Source organism: Candidatus Stygibacter australis, assembly GCA_030765845.1.
GTDB classification, from domain to species: domain Bacteria; phylum Cloacimonadota; class Cloacimonadia; order Cloacimonadales; family TCS61; genus Stygibacter; species Stygibacter australis.
Map to the genome: position 1 here is coordinate 1 of JAVCDJ010000028.1, position 16022 is coordinate 16022.

A 16022-nucleotide genomic window follows, 5' to 3' on the forward strand; every position below is an offset into this window, starting at 1 on the left:
ATTATCAAAAACAGAATATTGCCTATTTTGCAACCTTTGCAGTTTCATCACTGCTATCGGTATTTTTGATTGCTGCGGGAAAGACATCACTTGCTTTGATGGATACTGTGTGGGGAATTGGTCTTACTGCCCTGATATTTTTTTATTATCTTAAAAGTACTCACAATTACCACACAGCTTTTATGTATAGCTCAGGAAATGGTGTCTTATATGGATTTGTCAGACAATTGCTGTATGGGCAGTTCATAAATGATCAAATCAGTGAAAGTAGTTATCAAAGTCTGGAAATGATGAAAGAGATGTTCAAGGACAATCCAGAGTTCTTAACCCTGGCGGAACAATCTACCCAAACCAGTGTCACATTTTTTCATAATCACGGAACAGCTATCTGGTTTATGGTGATTTTCTTTGCTCTTTATCTGGGCTCACTCTGGCTTTCTGCCAGAACAAAAACTAACTGGAATCATGCTGCATTTGCTCTGCCATACTGGTCTGCTTATCTGCTTATTTCAGCTATGCTTTTCTTTTTGATACCTGCAACGAGAACAACAGGAGCAAATCTTTTACTCATAATATTGCCATGTTTCTTGATTCAGGGTATTGCAGTTTCCTTTTATTTCTGGAAATTTACAACAACCAGCAATCGATTTGTGCTTTTCTTAATAATTTCAGTTATATTACTGAATTATATTCTTATTCTCTTACTGATTTTGCTTGGTATTGCTGATCTCTGGTTACAATTCCGGCAAAAGCATCAGCAAAAATTGAAGTCGATGTAAAAAAAAATATTCATATCTGGAGGTATAGATGAAAGTAATATTAAAACAAGATATAAACAAAAAGGGACAGGCGGGTGACGTTATCAAAGTCGCTGACGGCTTTGCGCGTAATTATCTGCTTCCCAGAGGTATTGCCATTGTAGCAAATACCTATAATCTCTCAAAAGTGGAAGCCATTCGCAAAGATGCTGAATTGGCTCGCCTGGAACTGGAGAACAAATATAAAGCTATAGCTGCTCAAGTGGCTGATGTCATTCTCACATTTAAAAGAAAAGCCGATGAACAAGAACATTTATTTGGCTCAGTTTCTGAAAACGACATTGCTGATGTTTTAGCAGAAAAAGGTCTTGAAGTTCATAGGTCTAATATCAAAATGGAAAATCACCTGAAAAGTATTGGTGAATTCCAGGTTGCAATTTCTTTCCCTGGAGATATTAATTCTTCTCTGAAAGTTGTAGTAGAAAAAGACCAATAACTGGAGGTTATAGTGAAGAAGATCCTCAATAAGGTAGTGAATGTTATAGGCTGGCTTGTTCTGCTTTTAGCTTTTTCATCCATAGGCTTTGCTACCAGTAAACCTGCTCAGGGTGTTCCCCTGTATATGCTTTTTTTCCTTCTCGTTTTTGCTGGGGTATATTACTTTGTATCCAAGCAGAAGCATGATCAAAAGAAAGTAGCGGAAAAGAATAGTATTTTTCCCAGAATTATAGGTGGTGTTATATTAGTTATCGCCTTATTAATGCCCTGGTTTGTTTTTGCCAAGATCAATCTCGCACCCTCTACCTATATTATCATTATAGCATTTACTGCTGTAATGATTTTTTTAGCACTTCTGGCAATAAGAATAATTAATCGGGCAGGGGAAAATACTAAACTTCGTCTTGCGGGTTATCTCATCCTCGTTGCTTTGGCTGCGATTCCGGCGATAGCTGCTATATATTTCTTTTTGCAGTATTTCAATAGACCCTATGATGCATTGGGTACAGCTTACTGGTGCACTGTTGCTATTGCGGTTTTCGCCTGGTGGGGATTTTCTTTAGTCGGTAAAAAATCATAGTTATGGCTTTTCGGGCTACCGGTGATTTTCTATATGATCTGATTATCAGAATTGCCGGAGAAGACAACAAAGATTATACCACTATTCTGATGGGATGGAAGAAAATAGTTGGTAAATCTGTTGCTGAAAAAGCAAAACCTGTTAAATATGAAAATAATGTCCTGAAAGTTACTGTATCCAATAATATCTGGTTACAGGAAATGATTCTGTACAAGCATAAGATCCGGGCTAAATACCGGAAAAAATATGGTTTAGATATTCAGGATATTATCTTTTTCGTTAAAACTTAGGTAAATTATGCCGGGGATAATATTATCTCCGGCAAAAAATATGGTATTCTTATGAAAATAGCTCCTTCAATACTCTCGGCTGATTTCCTCAATCTTGAGCGTGAGCTCAAAAAGGTGATCAAAGCTGGAGCAGACATATTACATCTTGATGTTATGGATGGGCATTTTGTTCCCAATCTTACATTTGGATACCCCTTGATCAAAAAGCTCAGACAAAATTTTGATATTCCACTGGATGCTCATTTAATGATCACAAATCCTGAAAGCTATATTCCGCTTCTGGCTGAAATCGGAGTGGATTTCATTTCTATTCATCAGGAAACAGTATATCACCTGCATCGCTATATTCAAATGATCAAGGATTATGGAATCAAAGCCGGGATTGCCTTAAATCCCTCTACCCCGGTTTCTACTATATTCCCAATCATCGAGCATCTTGATTTTGTGCTCATTATGAGCGTAAATCCTGGGTTTGGAGGTCAAAAATTCCTTCCCCTGGTTCTAAGAAAAATCTCTGAACTTAGGAATAAAGCTGAACAATTGAATCCAGATCTGTTAATTGAAGTTGATGGTGGAGTTAATCATATAAATGCTGCTGAACTAAAGAAAGCAGGGGCAGATATTCTGGTTGCCGGGTCATATATATTCGACTCGGAAGATCCATCTATCCCCATTAACCTGCTTAAAAATCTATAGGATAATATATGTTTAATAGTCTCCAGGAAAGATTTGATGTGATTTTCCGAAAACTGAAAGGTAAAGGAAAACTCAATGAAGATAACATCAAAGATGCAATGCGCGAAATAAGACGGGCTTTACTGGAAGCTGATGTTAATTTTAAAATAGTAAAAAACTTTGTTGCTCAGGTTTCTGAAAAGGCAGTGGGACAGGAAGTTATGAAAAGTCTCACTCCTGGTCACCAAGTTGTGAAGATTGTTCACGAGCAATTGATACATCTGATGGGTACTGAGAATTTTAAATTTACTCTTAATGACAATAAGATCAATAAAATTATGATGGTTGGTTTGCAGGGTTCTGGTAAAACCACAACAGCTGCTAAGCTTGCAAATCTCGGCAGAAAAAAGTTCAAAGGTATAGAACCCACTCTTGTGGCTTGTGATGTTTATCGTCCTGCAGCTATTGAGCAATTAACTGTTTTAGGAAAACAACTGGATATCCCCACTTTCACCATAGATACCAAAAATGTTGTTAAAATTGCCAAGAAAGCCTTGAAACAGGCCGAAAACGATAATCATAATCTCATGATCTTTGATACTGCCGGAAGACTTCATATCGATCAAGTGCTTATGAAAGAGCTTAGAGACCTGAAACAGGCTATCCAGCCAGATTATATCTTTTTTGTGGCTGACGCAATGACCGGACAGGATGCTGTTAATATCGCTCGAGAGTTCAATCAGCAACTGGAATTTGATGGAGTGATCCTCACCAAAATGGATAGTGATGCCAGAGGTGGAGCAGCTCTTTCCATAAAAGCAGTTACTGGGAAACCAGTTGTTTTTATTGGAGCAGGAGAAAAGGTCAGTGATCTGGAAGAATTCTATCCCAAGCGGATGGCTGATCGTATTCTTGGTATGGGAGATGTGTTATCTCTCATAGAAAAGGCTGAAACAGCCATTGATGAAGAAGAAGCCCTTAAATTAGCTGATAAAATGAAGAAAAATCAGTTCAATTTAACTGATTTTCTCAACCAGTTAGCTCAAATTAAAAAAATGGGTCCCATGGATCAGCTTCTGGGTATGCTGCCCGGAATGAATAATAATGCCATGAAAAACATTAAAGTTGATGATAATGAAATGGGGAAAATTGAAGCAATTATCCTCTCGATGACTCCTCGTGAGAGAGATAAACCAGCCCTGATAAACGGCAGCAGAAGATTACGCATTGCCAACGGCAGTGGAACTACAGTACAACATGTGAATCGCCTGCTTAAGCAATTTGAGCAAATGAAGAAGATGATGAAAAAATTTAGCAGCCCTAAGTTTATGAAAAGTGGTATGTTGCCTTTTTAATTTTTACTTGACGAGATTAAGACTTAAAAAAAATTTCCTTAATATTCTGGAAATGTAAATAAAGGAGTGTGAATGGTAAAACTGAGACTGAAAAGAATGGGCACTGTAGATAAGCCCTTCTATCGTATTGTTGCTGTTGACTCAAGAAAGAAAAGAGATGGAAAGTACCTGGAATGTGTGGGATATTATGATCCCAAGACAGATCCACTTACACTCAAGGTTGAAGCTGACCGGGTTATATATTGGTTAGGTGTTGGTGCTCAACCTTCTGACACTGTCCGTTCTCTTTTCAGAAAAGCAGGTGTAATGGAAAAATGGCATAACCTGCGCTTTACAGCAAAAACTGATCAAGAAACTGAAATTGTGGATGAAATTGTAGAAGAAATAGTACCTGTTACTGTTGAAACTGAAATTGCCGCTGAAACTGAAGGAGATATCTAATGAAAGAACTGATCGAATTTGTCGTGAAAGCTCTGGTAGACGATCCAGCTACTATCGAAGTTACTGAAGTAGCCGGAGATAAAGTGACAATCTTCGAACTTAGAGCAGATAAAGCAGATATCGGTAAGATCATTGGTAAAAAAGGACGCACCGCTGGTGCTATTCGTACCATCCTCAACGCCGTTTCTGCAAGACAAGGAAAGCGTGCTGTTCTCGAAATTATCGAGTAATGACATTTGATGACCTTGTTCAAATAGGTAAATTAGGAAATTCCAATCGTGCCCCTGAGGGCTTCCTCAGATTTCAGCCTAATTGGAATTTCCATACTTATTTTCTCGATATTAAAGATATTTTTTTGGTCTTTACAGATCATAGAGTGCGTTATGTGACAATAGAAGATATTCGTCAGGATAAATTCTTTTGGATCAAGATTAAGGAAAGTGATGTTATTGAAGAAGTGATTGCTTGTAAATCTGTGCAATACTGTCTCCCGAAATCTTTGGTCAAATCTTCCCAATATCAGAATGATGATGATTTTCTCACTGGTATGACAGTGATGGTCGATAACCTCACTATAGGACAGGTAGTGGAGTCATTCTACAATGGTGCTCATAATACTCTGGTCGTGAATACTACTGATCAGAAAGAAATTATGATACCTATTGTGGATAGATATATTATCTCCATTGACAAATCAAATCATCTTATCATGGCAAAAAACGTTAAGGAACTTCTTGAACTATGATTATTGATGTCATCACTCTCTTTCCTGAAATGTTTTCCTCATTTCTGCAAAGCAGCATCGTTAATCGAGCTATCAAAGCCAAAGCTGTTGAAGTGAGATTCACTCAACTCAGGGATTTTGGTATTGGAAATTATAACCAGGTGGATGATTATCCCTATGGGGGTGGTGCTGGTATGGTGTTGAAACCAGAACCGGTCTATCAGGCACTGCAAGCATTAAAGTTTCAGCAGAATAAGCGCCCTGTTATTTTCTTTACACCACAGGCACCTTTGCTCAAACAAACTGACGTGAACCGGCTTTGCCAGACTGAACAGCTTATCATCATCTGTGGACATTATAAAGGTATTGATCAACGGGTTAGAGACGCATATGTAACCGAAGAATTCTCTATAGGTGATTATGTACTCACAGGCGGAGAACTTCCAGCCATGGTCTTTATAGATGCCGTAGCGAGGTTGCAGGATGAAGTGCTGGGTGATATGGAATCTGCTCTTACGGATTCACATCAGGACGGATTACTGGGTTGCCCCCAATATACAAGACCTGCTGTGTTCAATCAGATGACTGTTCCCGATGTTCTTACCAGTGGAGATCATAAAAAAATCTCTCAGTGGAGACAGGATAAAGCCTGGGAACTTACAAAAAAGATCAGACCAGATTTAATCGATGAATAAACCTAATATCTATCTGGCTTTGATACATCATCCAGTAATTAATAAATTTGGTGATATTATCACTACCTCAATCACCAACCTGGATATTCACGATATATCTCGATCCTGCCTTACTTTTGAGGTTAAGAATTTCTTTATTGTCACTCCGCTTTCCAGTCAGAAAGAGATGATCAGCAGAATTATGAAATTCTGGCAGACTGAAGCTGCAAGTAATTACAATGCTTTCCGCTCTCAGGCTTTAAATATTGTCAGACATGCTGATACTTTTGATGACGTGATTAAGTATATACAAAAACAGGAAAGCAACGATCCAGTAGTCGTCGGCACAACCGCTATTGAAAGAAATGACCAGATCAATTATGGTGATTTCTGTAAAAATTACTTAGCAGGCTCATCTCCCGTTTTACTGCTTTTTGGTACCGGGAATGGCTTGGCTCAATCAATATTGTCCGAGTGTGACCTGATTTTGAAACCTGTTTATGGTTCTGGTCAATATAATCACCTCTCGGTGAGAAGTGCTGCTGCTATTATCCTGGACCGTTTGACTTCCGAAAAATAAAGGAGGTAACATGAATATTATTCATGAAGCTACTGCTGATCAGCTGAGAACTGATCACCCCGAATTCCGAGTCGGTGATACTATCAAGGTTCACTATCTAATCAAAGAAGGCTCAAAAGAAAGAATTCAGGTTTTCCAAGGTATCGTGATGCAAAGAAGAGGTGAAAAAGTCTCTCAATCATTTACGGTGCGTAAGATAAGCAATGGCGTTGCTGTAGAAAGGGTTTTCCCCTTTCATTCCCCACACGTAAGCAAAATTGAAGTGATCAGATTTGGTCGCGTTAGACGTGCAAAACTTTTCTATCTCAGAAGAGTGAAAGGTAAAGCTGCTCGTGTGAAGGAAAAGAAACGCTATTAATCCATATTAGGGAGCGTCAGCTCCCTTTTTTTTATCCTGGAGTTATAAATGAAAATTATTGCCATACTCACATTGATACTGATCATCACCTCTTCCCTATACGCTGTTTCTGATCAGCAGAATAAGTTAAATATTTCCTACCTTGATGATCTTGATCTTAAGCTGGTTGATTCTATAGATCTCATTATTGCTTTTAATAAAACCGCTGAGAATATGAAAGGATATATTGAAGGGGCTGAAGATTTCAGTGAATATCTTTTGGCTCTCACAATGGAGATATCAACTCTCAGAAAAATGATCCAGCAGTCACAAGACCTTGATCCTGATCAAAGAGAAATTACTATCCGAAAAATTATGGAAGAAATGCAACCGGAAAGAATTAAAGTTAAAGAAAATATCGATAATGACCTGGATAAACAGAATTCCAAATATCTTGAGCAAAGACTCGTTAAATTAAGTCAACAGCTTATTTCCTATAAAACTGAGATAATGAAAGAGGAAAACATCATCTCGGAATCTCAAAAGATATCTCAAAATTATCTGGGTACTCATAATAGACATTTTGTTTATCATTTGCTTTATTGCTTCGCTTTGGATTATTCAATTCTTTCAAAAACTAATCGTCAGTTTCTCGTAGATCTCATTACTGCCGTGGATATGAATATCTACAAGCAAAAATTATAATAAAATTATATCAGATATAAAAAAATCCCTCTACATTAGCAGAGGGATTTTTTTTTAAGCTATTGCTTTATTTGCCCTGAAATAAATCTTCTTCATTACATTTGCAAACTTTAATAAATTCATAACGAGGCATCCAGGTACCTGCTTTGGAAGCCCGGTTCCTGATCAGCTTCACTTTCTTGATCTCTGTATTACACTTGGGACACATTACTTTCCCTTCTGTACTTAACTCATGCGCCAGTTTGGCTGCAAATGATCTTCCCTTTGCCATATTATTACTCCTTGAGTTATACTCTTTCTATGTATTCTCCCGTCCTGGTGTCTATACGTACCTTATCGCCCACTTCTATGAAAAAGGGGACTGTCAGGTCTAAACCACGGTCGGTCGTCGCTTTCTTGCCACTTACGGAAGCCGAATTACCCCTCACATTGGGCTCGCATTCCTCAATGGCCTGCTCCACCACTATCGGTAACTCGATGCCTAAAATCTCGCCTGTCGGTCCAAGCTTCATCGCTACTTCCATATTATCTACTAAAAATTTTTCTGCATTCCCTATCGTTTCAGGGGGTACATTCAATTGCTCATAAGTGGTGCTGTCCATAAATACGTAAAAAGTACCATCAAAATATAAATATTCCTTCTTGTGCTTTTCCACCCGAACTTCGTCCAGCTTCTCACTTGTCCGAAATGTATTATCTATAACTTTACCAGTTCTGATATTTTTCAGCTTTGTGCGTACAAAAGCTGCACCTTTACCTGGCTTTACATGCTGAAATTCAACTATCTCATAAAGACCATTTTTAAAATCGATGATCATTCCGTTTCTGATATCTGATGTAGTTGCCATCAGCACTCCTTTTTCCTTCTTACAATTAACTTTAACTCAATTTTTTCCTAAAAAAGCAATAAAATTTTTAACTCTATATCTGGCAAGCAAATTATTCAAATATACCCTTAGCGATATCTTCTTAAACGCTTGTGTTCTGTCTGATGTTTGCTTCCAGAAAATTTGTAGCCCAGGGTAAAGGTCAAATTATGCTGCTTATATTCCCAGGATTTCCGTAGAAAATCCTCAAGCATGTTACCTGATATAAATATTTCATTACTGAAATGCGGTGCATTGATACTTGTAATGCCATATATATAATTCAAATCGAGTATGAACCTTCTTCCTTCCAGACCCGCACCTGATATCAAATTAAATGAAAATCTATTTAATTCATCAAGGTCTATTTTGCCTGAGGTTTCCATAGGCGACTCATAATACGATGCATTTTCCCAATAACTCCATTTTGAGGTTCCCTGCAGGTAGATATTTACTGCTATTCCCAATGAAATATGATGCCGTAAGTTCTTGGATACCTTCAGTTTATACTTTAATACCAGAGGAACCTCCAGGTAATGCAAATGATAATCTATTGAAAGTTTGTTATTGATCTTAGATATCCCCAAGTCGACTTTAAGTATATTTTTCCAGTCTTTGCTGCTGTTATTGACTTTATAGTTAATTTCTGGCTGAAAGCCCAAGTGCTCAGTCAACCGCCAGGACAAAAACCAGCCACCTCTGAATCCAAATAGCGAACCCATGAAAGTTTCCAGATCATCATTTAATTGCTCTCCCTCAACCGCTGAATGCAATCCATCAACCCTTCTGCGCATAGATTTAATATTATTCCAGCTAAGCTTGATCCCATAAGAAAATAGTTCATCGCTTAAAAACCGGCTTGCCAGCCATTTATAGAACTCTTTTTTTTGCTTGAATTCCCTGCCGCTTGGAGCATCCATCAACCTGTCATTCAGATAAAAACTCTCTCCTGGTATGTCATTTACATCATATTTACCTGGAAGATTGATCATTTTATCCTCTTCCTGGGCAAGCATATTCATAGTCAGTATTACAGCTATAAATATCCCTAATAATTTAATGTTCATCTGCGTATTAACACTCTTCTACTTTATAAATTAATTCTTTTATAATTTAATGAAATTTTCAAAAATTACTTTGTTATTAAGTGCTGACATAAATGAAGGTACGGTATTCTTATAATATCTGATCCATTCAGGATTATTTCTGATCTTGCGCTCCCAGGATGCCAATCCATTAAAATAATCATATTCAGGATGAAATTGAAGTCCCCATATCCGGCTATCACGATACTGAAAGCCCTGGATTACACCTTCATCATCTTCTGCAATTATTTCAAAAGCTTTACCCAGATTTGTTACTTCATCAAAATGTGCCACCATGCTGTATACACTCTGAATGTCTCTAAAAAGCTCATTAGAGCTTGTAATGATGCGCCTGAACCCAAACTGCGGGTTAGGCGATCTGCGCACGCAGGATGGACCTTCCAGATACTTGGCCAATAACTGATGCCCATAGCAGATGCCTAATATCGCTTTATGATTATCTACAAAATGACTTATTACTTCAAAAAATCTCGACTCCCACTCGCTACCATTTACGGTTGATAAACCCGAACCACTGATTAATAGATGACTATAGTCTTGCAGATTGCCTGTTTCAGCACTCAGATTCAAATCCCTTACGGGTAGATCAGGATATATATAATCTCTCACACAGCTTTCGAATCGCTGCCGATATTCCTCATTAGTTATAGTATTCAAAATTAAAATCATCTAAGTCCTCCAGTTTCACCTTTATCATACTACTTTTATTGGTCAAGCTCTTACTATTCCTCTTATAAGTCCTATAAGTCCTATACGATCTATAAATCTATCTCAAATTAAACAAAATAATCTTATAACAACTCACCAAAAACAGAATATGAAACGGCAAACAGGTGTAACAACAAAGCACAATCTAACAAAAAAATGTCACTATGTGCTTTGTTGTTCCATCTGATAGCTACTTATTGACATTAGACAAGCTTAAGAGATTCTAATGATATGATATAAACCATATTATAACAAGTTTACATAATATTTAGTTAAAATTAATGGAAAACTTAGTAGAAACAGTTTGATTCAGAAAGAACGTATTATGATAAGGGACAGTTTAATTGTGAAATTTAACCATTATGAGTAAACGAGCTGGATAAGATAGAAATATATAGATTCAACATGAAGATCATCTGGTTGATTAATTGAGATAATTATATCAGAAGTAATGAGTGCCTAAATTAATTCAATCATCTTTCTTAATAGTGCTTAAGACCCTGTATAAAATAAATATCTTGACCGTACTGAAAAGGCAAAAATAATGAAAAAAAAAAATTAATATGGGGGAAACATGATCCAAAATTTTGATGAGATGCTGGATAGAGTGAAAAGCAGTCCTTTAAAAACGATTGTGATCGCTGCTGCTCATACTGCTTCTGCAATGGATGCTGCAATTATGGCATATGATCTTAAGCTGGCTAAATGTATCCTGGTAGGAGAACTGAATATCATCAAGAACTATCTCCAGGAAAAAGTACCAGAGACTGCTTCTGAATATGAAGTTATTGACTGTGGGGAAGATTTGAATGCCGCAGCGGAAACTTCAGTAAGGCTGGTTCATGAGCAAAGAGCGGATTTGATCATGAAGGGTTTGTGCGATTCAGGAACTTTATTGAAAGCAATCCTTGATAAAGATAAGGGACTGAGGACAAATAAGATAATGAGTGATGTACTTGCCTATGAAACTCCAGATAAAATCATGCTGATGGGTGATGGCGGATTTATTCCTCTGCCGGATATTACTGATAAACTTTCCATAATTGCAAATTGTGTTCAGGTTGCACATGCTCTGGGAAACAAATTACCACGGGTAGCAATTCTTACCCATAGTGAAATGGTAAGTTTAAAAAATCAGTCAACTGTGGATGCAGCGATACTTAATGTAATGAACAAACGTGGTCAGATCAAAGGTTGTATTGTTGATGGACCCCTTGCTTTTGATAATGCCATTTCCAGAGAAGCTGCACAGATCAAGGGTATTGATTCTGAAGTTGCTGGAGATGCTGATATTTTAATTGTACCCAACATTGAGGCAGGTAATATTTTCGGTAAAAGTATCACCTATTATTGCAAGTACAGGGTGGCTCATGTAGTATTAGGAGCAAAAGTCCCCGTACTGATCGCATCAAGAGCGGATAGCGCTGAAATTAAGATGCTGACTATGGCTCTAGGGATCATTACCTGCGGTGTCTGTTAGTATTCTGGCTATTGGTAAAACAAAGCAGGACTATCTGATACAGGGGATAGATGAATTTCAAAAGAGATTAAGCCGTTATACTGCTGTAAAGCTAATAGAATTGCCTGATATAAAAACAAAAAAATCTACTGAAGAAGAATTAAAATTCAAAGAAGCTGAATTATTATTAAGGAATATAAAACCCAATGATATATTAATTGCTTTGGATGAAAGGGGAAAAATGCTTTCATCCAAAGCATTTTCTGAATTTCTGGAAAAGCAAATGAGACGAGATCTTGTATTTTGTATTGGTGGTGTGCATGGCTTGGACAAATCGATATTAACCAGGGCGGATTTTGTCTTAAGTTTTTCAAGATTTACTTTTACGCATCAAATGATCAGACTATTATTATTTGAACAGATTTACAGGGCTTTAAATATTTTGCAGGGTGGACAATATCACAAATAACTTGATGTTTCACGTGAAACCTATTGATTTGTATTGAGTTCAGTCAGCCAACCTAAAGTAGTTTGATAATTGAGAGTAGCATTCCATAGGAGATATCCGGCGGCTCCAGCTTCTCGACAGGCAGCAACCTGAGCAGCAATATATTCCTTTTTATAAATGACCAGCCAATTATTAGCCTGAATATATGGTACTACTTCACATCCTGGAGTTAATTTACTCGTAGTTCGTTTAATGCCTTTAAAAATTATGTCATAAGGTTCATTGTGAACATCTTGTCTATAACCGAAACCGTTATCAAAATGTGAAGAATAGATCATAGGGTGAATGACATCAAGATACTTTGACATTCGGCGTATATCCTGTCCGGTCGCTTCAATATCACGCTGATTCTGCCAACTCACAATGGCAAAAATATCGGCAGTGAAATGTACCTTGTTACCCTTATATCGCTTATCCACTTTCCTAAGGAAATCCTCTATGATATCCATCTTCGATTTTGCTACATAAGTGCTGTCCAGGAATAACTGACGATCATTTTCCCGCTGAAATTCAAAGATTGCTTTAGATACATTTCCTTGAGTTGGAAATCTAATATAGTCAAATTGAATTTCATCAACACCTGCTTTTATTACAACATCCATAAGCTTAAATAAATCATTTTGTACATCAACCAGAGATGGATCAAGCCATTGAGGACCTTTGGATGGAATTTCTATCCATCTATTCCCAAGACTATCTTTTGGACAGAATGAAGAATCAACTTTGGCAGCCCGGTTATTATGAAAAGCTACGATCCTGGCAGTAGCCATCATATCTGCAGCATGGATTTTACTTACTAACTCAGGAAGGTTTACTATTAAATCCCCTGGCTTATTGAGTAACGTAGGGCAGTCATTTATTTTAACATATAATTTGCCTTTCATGTCTTTTATATCGAAGACAACATTATTGATACCTGATTGCGCGGCAATGGTTAGAAGGGTGTCAAAATTAGCTCCAGCAACAATATCTGTGCGCAGATACATACCTTGTCTAAATTCAGAATCTGTATTTGAGCCAAATATATTCAGAGTAAAAAGTAGTAAGAAACAGAGGGATATTAATTTCATCATTTATCAGTATAGAGAGAGAAATTAACTAATTGTAATTCTGGCAACTGCTTTCTTGAGAGCATTTTCTGCTCGGCGGAAATCTATATCGCTTTGATTGCTTTTTATTCTTTTCTCAGCTCTTTCTTTGGCAGCTTCTGCCCTTGTTTTATCAACTTCTTCGGCTCTTTCAATTAATTCACAAAGTATGGTTACTACATTATTCTCCACAGTTACATAACCATCATGAAGAGCATATTTTGTTACTTCTTTATCATTATAAATTTCCATCACTCCAGGTCTGATCACAGAAATAAAGGGAGTGTGACCATAAAACACGCCAAAATCCCCGTCTTTGCCGGGGATAATGATGTCATCAAATTCTGTTTCCAGCACTATTTTTTGAGGTTGGATTATTATTAATTTTAACTTTTCCATATTATTTCATTTTTTTGGCTTTCTTTTCAGCAGATTCCAGATTTCCAGCATAAAGAAAAGCCTGTTCTGGCCATTTATCACAGTCTCCTGATATTATTGCCTTAAATCCGTCTATTGTTTCATTTAAAGGCACATATACACCAGGAGTATTAGTGAATTCTTCAGCTACAAAGAAGGGTTGTGAGAAGAATCTTTCCAGCTTACGTGCGCGGTTTACGGTCAGTTTATCCTCTTCTGATAATTCATCCATACCCATAATAGCAATAATATCCTGAAGTTCACGATATTTCTGAATTATTCTTTGTGTTTCACGTGCAACATTATAATGCTCATCACCGATGATCTTAGGATCAAGAATCCTACTGGTACTATCCAGAGGATCAACAGCAGGATAAATACCCAGTTCCACGATTTTACGGGAAAGTGCTGTAGTGGCATCCAGATGAGAGAATGTGGTAGCTGGAGCAGGATCAGTATAATCATCAGCAGGCACATAAACAGCCTGAATAGACGTTATTGATCCATCCTTGGTAGAAGTTATTCTTTCCTGGAGTTCGCCCATTTCTGAGGCTAATGTGGGCTGATATCCAACCGCTGAAGGCATTCTTCCCAATAATGCTGAAACTTCTGAACCTGCTTGAGTAAAACGGAATATATTATCAATAAATAAGAGTACATCTTTCTTGGATACGTCACGGAAGTATTCGGCAATTGTCAAACCAGTTAAACCTATACGTTGACGGGCTCCTGGAGGTTCATTCATTTGTCCAAACACCAAAGCTGTCTTTTCAATCACACCCGACTGGATCATTTCCAGATAAAGGTCATTTCCCTCTCTGGTTCTCTCACCCACACCGGCAAAAACTGAGTATCCACTCTGCTCAACAGCAATATTACGGATCAATTCCTGGATAATTACAGTTTTACCAACACCAGCACCGCCAAAAAGACCAATTTTACCACCCTTGGAATAGGGTTCAATAAGATCAATAACCTTGATCCCGGTAACCAGAATTTCATCATCAGTAGAAAGGTCTTCATAGGCTGGAGCCTGTCTGTGAATAGGTAATCTTATATCAGTATCGGGTTCCGGTTTACCATCAATGGCTTTACCAACCACATTCAGCATTCTGCCTAATACTTTTTCACCAACAGGAACTTCAATTGATTTACCAGTATCGATCACTTCCTGATTTCTTACCAGTCCATCTGTAGAATCCATGGCAACACATCTGACTCTATTCTCTCCCAGATGTAACTGTACTTCCAAGATCAGTTCAGAATCGTCGTCTCTTTTTATCATTAAAGCATTATAGATCGCCGGCAGATGTCCCTGTGGAAATTCCACATCTACTGTGGGACCTATTATCTGCAATAATCTTCCGTTTTTCATTTATTTTCCCCTTATCATTGATTTTGGGCTTCTGCACCAGAAGCAATCTCAATAATTTCATTTGTTATAGCAGCCTGACGGACCATATTGTATTGCAAAGTAAGTGATTGTATCAGGTCAGTGGCATTATCTGTGGCACTATCCATAGCGGTCATTCTAGCTCCCTGTTCCGCAGCAGAAGATTCCAGCAGGATACGCCAGATTTCCACATTAATATACTTATTTGTTAATTCCTCGATCACTTCTTCTTCACCAGGTTCATATATAAAGTCAAGCAGCGATACGCCTTCCAATTCTTCACTATCTGGGATTGGCAGTACCTGTTTGTGGATCACATTCTGCTGCATAATACTTTTGAATTCATTATAAATCACTTCTACCTGATCGTATTCTTTCTGAAAAAACTGCTGTTTGAGATCACTGGCTATCTCAGTTGAAACACTGAAATTCATCTCATTAAAGAGGCCAGTATAAGACTTCAGCATTTTAACATCTCTCTTTTTAAAAATATCAGTGCCCTTTTTACCTATACAGAAAAGGTCTGTTTTAGGATGATCTTTTAAATACTGGACAGCTGCTTTGATCACAAATGAATTAAAGGATCCGCAAAGTCCTCGATCAGCAGTGACCACAACTAATGCTGTTTTAGCATCAGGTTTTGGTTGTTTGAATATCCTTTGATCAGTCTCTTGGGTCTTATATTTAACGGTTGCCAGCATTCGATTAATATTATCAGCATAAGGCCTGGCTTTAATGATGCCATTTTGGGCCTTACGTAATTTAGCAGCTGCAACCATCTTCATTGCATTAGTGATTTGACGTGTATTTCTTATACTGTCAATTCTACTTTTTATATCACGGATATTACCCATTGCGCA

General features: G+C 37.5%; 22 protein-coding genes and 1 pseudogene. 15 read left to right on the top strand and 8 right to left on the bottom strand.

Going from position 1 to position 16022, the window contains the following annotated elements; all coding sequences use genetic code 11:
* The 13 genes and pseudogenes from RAO94_01310 to RAO94_01370 form a co-directional block, all read left to right on the top strand.
* A partial coding sequence (locus tag RAO94_01310; GenBank protein MDP8320966.1) for a DUF2232 domain-containing protein occupies positions 1–779 on the top strand: 779 nt, incomplete at its 5' end.
* A gap of 28 nt (positions 780–807) precedes the next feature.
* Entirely contained in the window at positions 808–1254 is a 447-nt protein-coding gene (gene rplI / locus RAO94_01315) for a 50S ribosomal protein L9 (protein MDP8320967.1), read from the top strand.
* Positions 1255–1266: 12 nt separating this feature from the next.
* Positions 1267–1836 (top strand): hypothetical protein, encoded by a 570-nt coding sequence (locus RAO94_01320; GenBank protein ID MDP8320968.1) that lies wholly within the window; start codon positions 1267–1269, stop codon positions 1834–1836.
* A 2-nt stretch (positions 1837–1838) separates the two neighbouring features.
* The gene (locus tag RAO94_01325; protein ID MDP8320969.1) at positions 1839–2126 is read left to right on the top strand and encodes a DUF721 domain-containing protein; all 288 of its coding nucleotides are present in this window, start codon (positions 1839–1841) and stop codon (positions 2124–2126) included.
* Positions 2127–2177: 51 nt separating this feature from the next.
* Complete coding sequence (gene rpe, locus RAO94_01330) at positions 2178–2822, top strand: ribulose-phosphate 3-epimerase (GenBank protein MDP8320970.1); 645 nt, start codon at positions 2178–2180, stop codon at positions 2820–2822.
* 8 nt (positions 2823–2830) lie between these two features.
* Positions 2831–4156 (top strand): signal recognition particle protein, encoded by a 1326-nt coding sequence (gene ffh / locus RAO94_01335; GenBank protein MDP8320971.1) that lies wholly within the window; start codon positions 2831–2833, stop codon positions 4154–4156.
* A 72-nt stretch (positions 4157–4228) separates the two neighbouring features.
* Positions 4229–4453 (top strand): annotated as a pseudogene (rpsP, locus tag RAO94_01340) (30S ribosomal protein S16).
* Between the two features lie 143 nt (positions 4454–4596).
* Positions 4597–4827, top strand: a complete 231-nt coding sequence (locus RAO94_01345; protein ID MDP8320972.1) for a KH domain-containing protein — start codon at positions 4597–4599, stop codon at positions 4825–4827.
* Positions 4827–5342 carry a hypothetical protein gene (locus RAO94_01350; protein ID MDP8320973.1) on the top strand — a complete coding sequence of 172 codons (516 nt, stop codon included), beginning with the start codon at positions 4827–4829 and terminating at the stop codon, positions 5340–5342. Before RAO94_01345 ends, RAO94_01350 begins: the two co-directional genes overlap by 1 nt.
* Positions 5339–6016 (top strand): tRNA (guanosine(37)-N1)-methyltransferase TrmD, encoded by a 678-nt coding sequence (gene trmD, locus RAO94_01355; protein MDP8320974.1) that lies wholly within the window; start codon positions 5339–5341, stop codon positions 6014–6016. The genes RAO94_01350 and trmD overlap by 4 nt, the downstream gene beginning before the upstream one ends.
* A complete protein-coding gene (locus tag RAO94_01360; protein MDP8320975.1) occupies positions 6009–6575 on the top strand; it encodes an RNA methyltransferase in 567 nt (188 codons plus the stop codon). The genes trmD and RAO94_01360 overlap by 8 nt, the downstream gene beginning before the upstream one ends.
* Positions 6576–6585: 10 nt before the next feature.
* The gene (rplS, locus tag RAO94_01365) at positions 6586–6933 is read left to right on the top strand and encodes a 50S ribosomal protein L19 (protein MDP8320976.1); all 348 of its coding nucleotides are present in this window, start codon (positions 6586–6588) and stop codon (positions 6931–6933) included.
* A 48-nt stretch (positions 6934–6981) separates the two neighbouring features.
* Positions 6982–7617, top strand: coding sequence for a hypothetical protein (locus RAO94_01370; protein ID MDP8320977.1), 636 nt, complete (start codon positions 6982–6984; stop codon positions 7615–7617).
* Between the two features lie 67 nt (positions 7618–7684).
* On the opposite strand, the gene RAO94_01375 is transcribed toward RAO94_01370, so the two are convergent.
* From RAO94_01375 to RAO94_01390, 4 genes are all read right to left on the bottom strand, one after another.
* The gene (locus tag RAO94_01375; protein MDP8320978.1) at positions 7685–7888 is read right to left on the bottom strand and encodes a hypothetical protein; all 204 of its coding nucleotides are present in this window, start codon (positions 7886–7888) and stop codon (positions 7685–7687) included.
* Between the two features lie 16 nt (positions 7889–7904).
* Entirely contained in the window at positions 7905–8465 is a 561-nt protein-coding gene (efp, locus tag RAO94_01380) for an elongation factor P (protein ID MDP8320979.1), read from the bottom strand.
* A gap of 107 nt (positions 8466–8572) precedes the next feature.
* On the bottom strand, positions 8573–9550 hold the full coding sequence (locus RAO94_01385) for a porin family protein (GenBank protein MDP8320980.1): 978 nt from the start codon (positions 9548–9550) through the stop codon (positions 8573–8575).
* Positions 9551–9589: 39 nt separating this feature from the next.
* The gene (locus RAO94_01390) at positions 9590–10258 is read right to left on the bottom strand and encodes a gamma-glutamyl-gamma-aminobutyrate hydrolase family protein (protein MDP8320981.1); all 669 of its coding nucleotides are present in this window, start codon (positions 10256–10258) and stop codon (positions 9590–9592) included.
* 613 nt (positions 10259–10871) lie between these two features.
* Here RAO94_01390 and RAO94_01395 point away from each other — a divergent pair.
* Both RAO94_01395 and RAO94_01400 read left to right on the top strand, forming a co-directional pair.
* Positions 10872–11777, top strand: a complete 906-nt coding sequence (locus RAO94_01395; GenBank protein ID MDP8320982.1) for a phosphate acyltransferase — start codon at positions 10872–10874, stop codon at positions 11775–11777.
* Positions 11767–12225: a 23S rRNA (pseudouridine(1915)-N(3))-methyltransferase RlmH gene (locus RAO94_01400; GenBank protein ID MDP8320983.1), complete on the top strand. Its 459-nt coding sequence runs from the start codon at positions 11767–11769 to the stop codon at positions 12223–12225. Before RAO94_01395 ends, RAO94_01400 begins: the two co-directional genes overlap by 11 nt.
* Before the next feature lie 20 nt (positions 12226–12245).
* Here RAO94_01400 and RAO94_01405 read toward each other — a convergent pair whose 3' ends face one another.
* From RAO94_01405 to atpG, 4 genes are read right to left on the bottom strand one after another with little or no spacing between them, the layout of a single operon-like run.
* Positions 12246–13337, bottom strand: coding sequence for a putative glycoside hydrolase (locus tag RAO94_01405; protein ID MDP8320984.1), 1092 nt, complete (start codon positions 13335–13337; stop codon positions 12246–12248).
* A gap of 21 nt (positions 13338–13358) precedes the next feature.
* Entirely contained in the window at positions 13359–13751 is a 393-nt protein-coding gene (locus RAO94_01410; GenBank protein ID MDP8320985.1) for a F0F1 ATP synthase subunit epsilon, read from the bottom strand.
* 1 nt (position 13752) lies between these two features.
* Positions 13753–15144, bottom strand: a complete 1392-nt coding sequence (gene atpD, locus RAO94_01415) for a F0F1 ATP synthase subunit beta (protein MDP8320986.1) — start codon at positions 15142–15144, stop codon at positions 13753–13755.
* A 14-nt stretch (positions 15145–15158) separates the two neighbouring features.
* Positions 15159–16016 (bottom strand): ATP synthase F1 subunit gamma, encoded by an 858-nt coding sequence (gene atpG, locus RAO94_01420; protein MDP8320987.1) that lies wholly within the window; start codon positions 16014–16016, stop codon positions 15159–15161.
* Between the last annotated feature and the right edge of the window lie 6 nt (positions 16017–16022).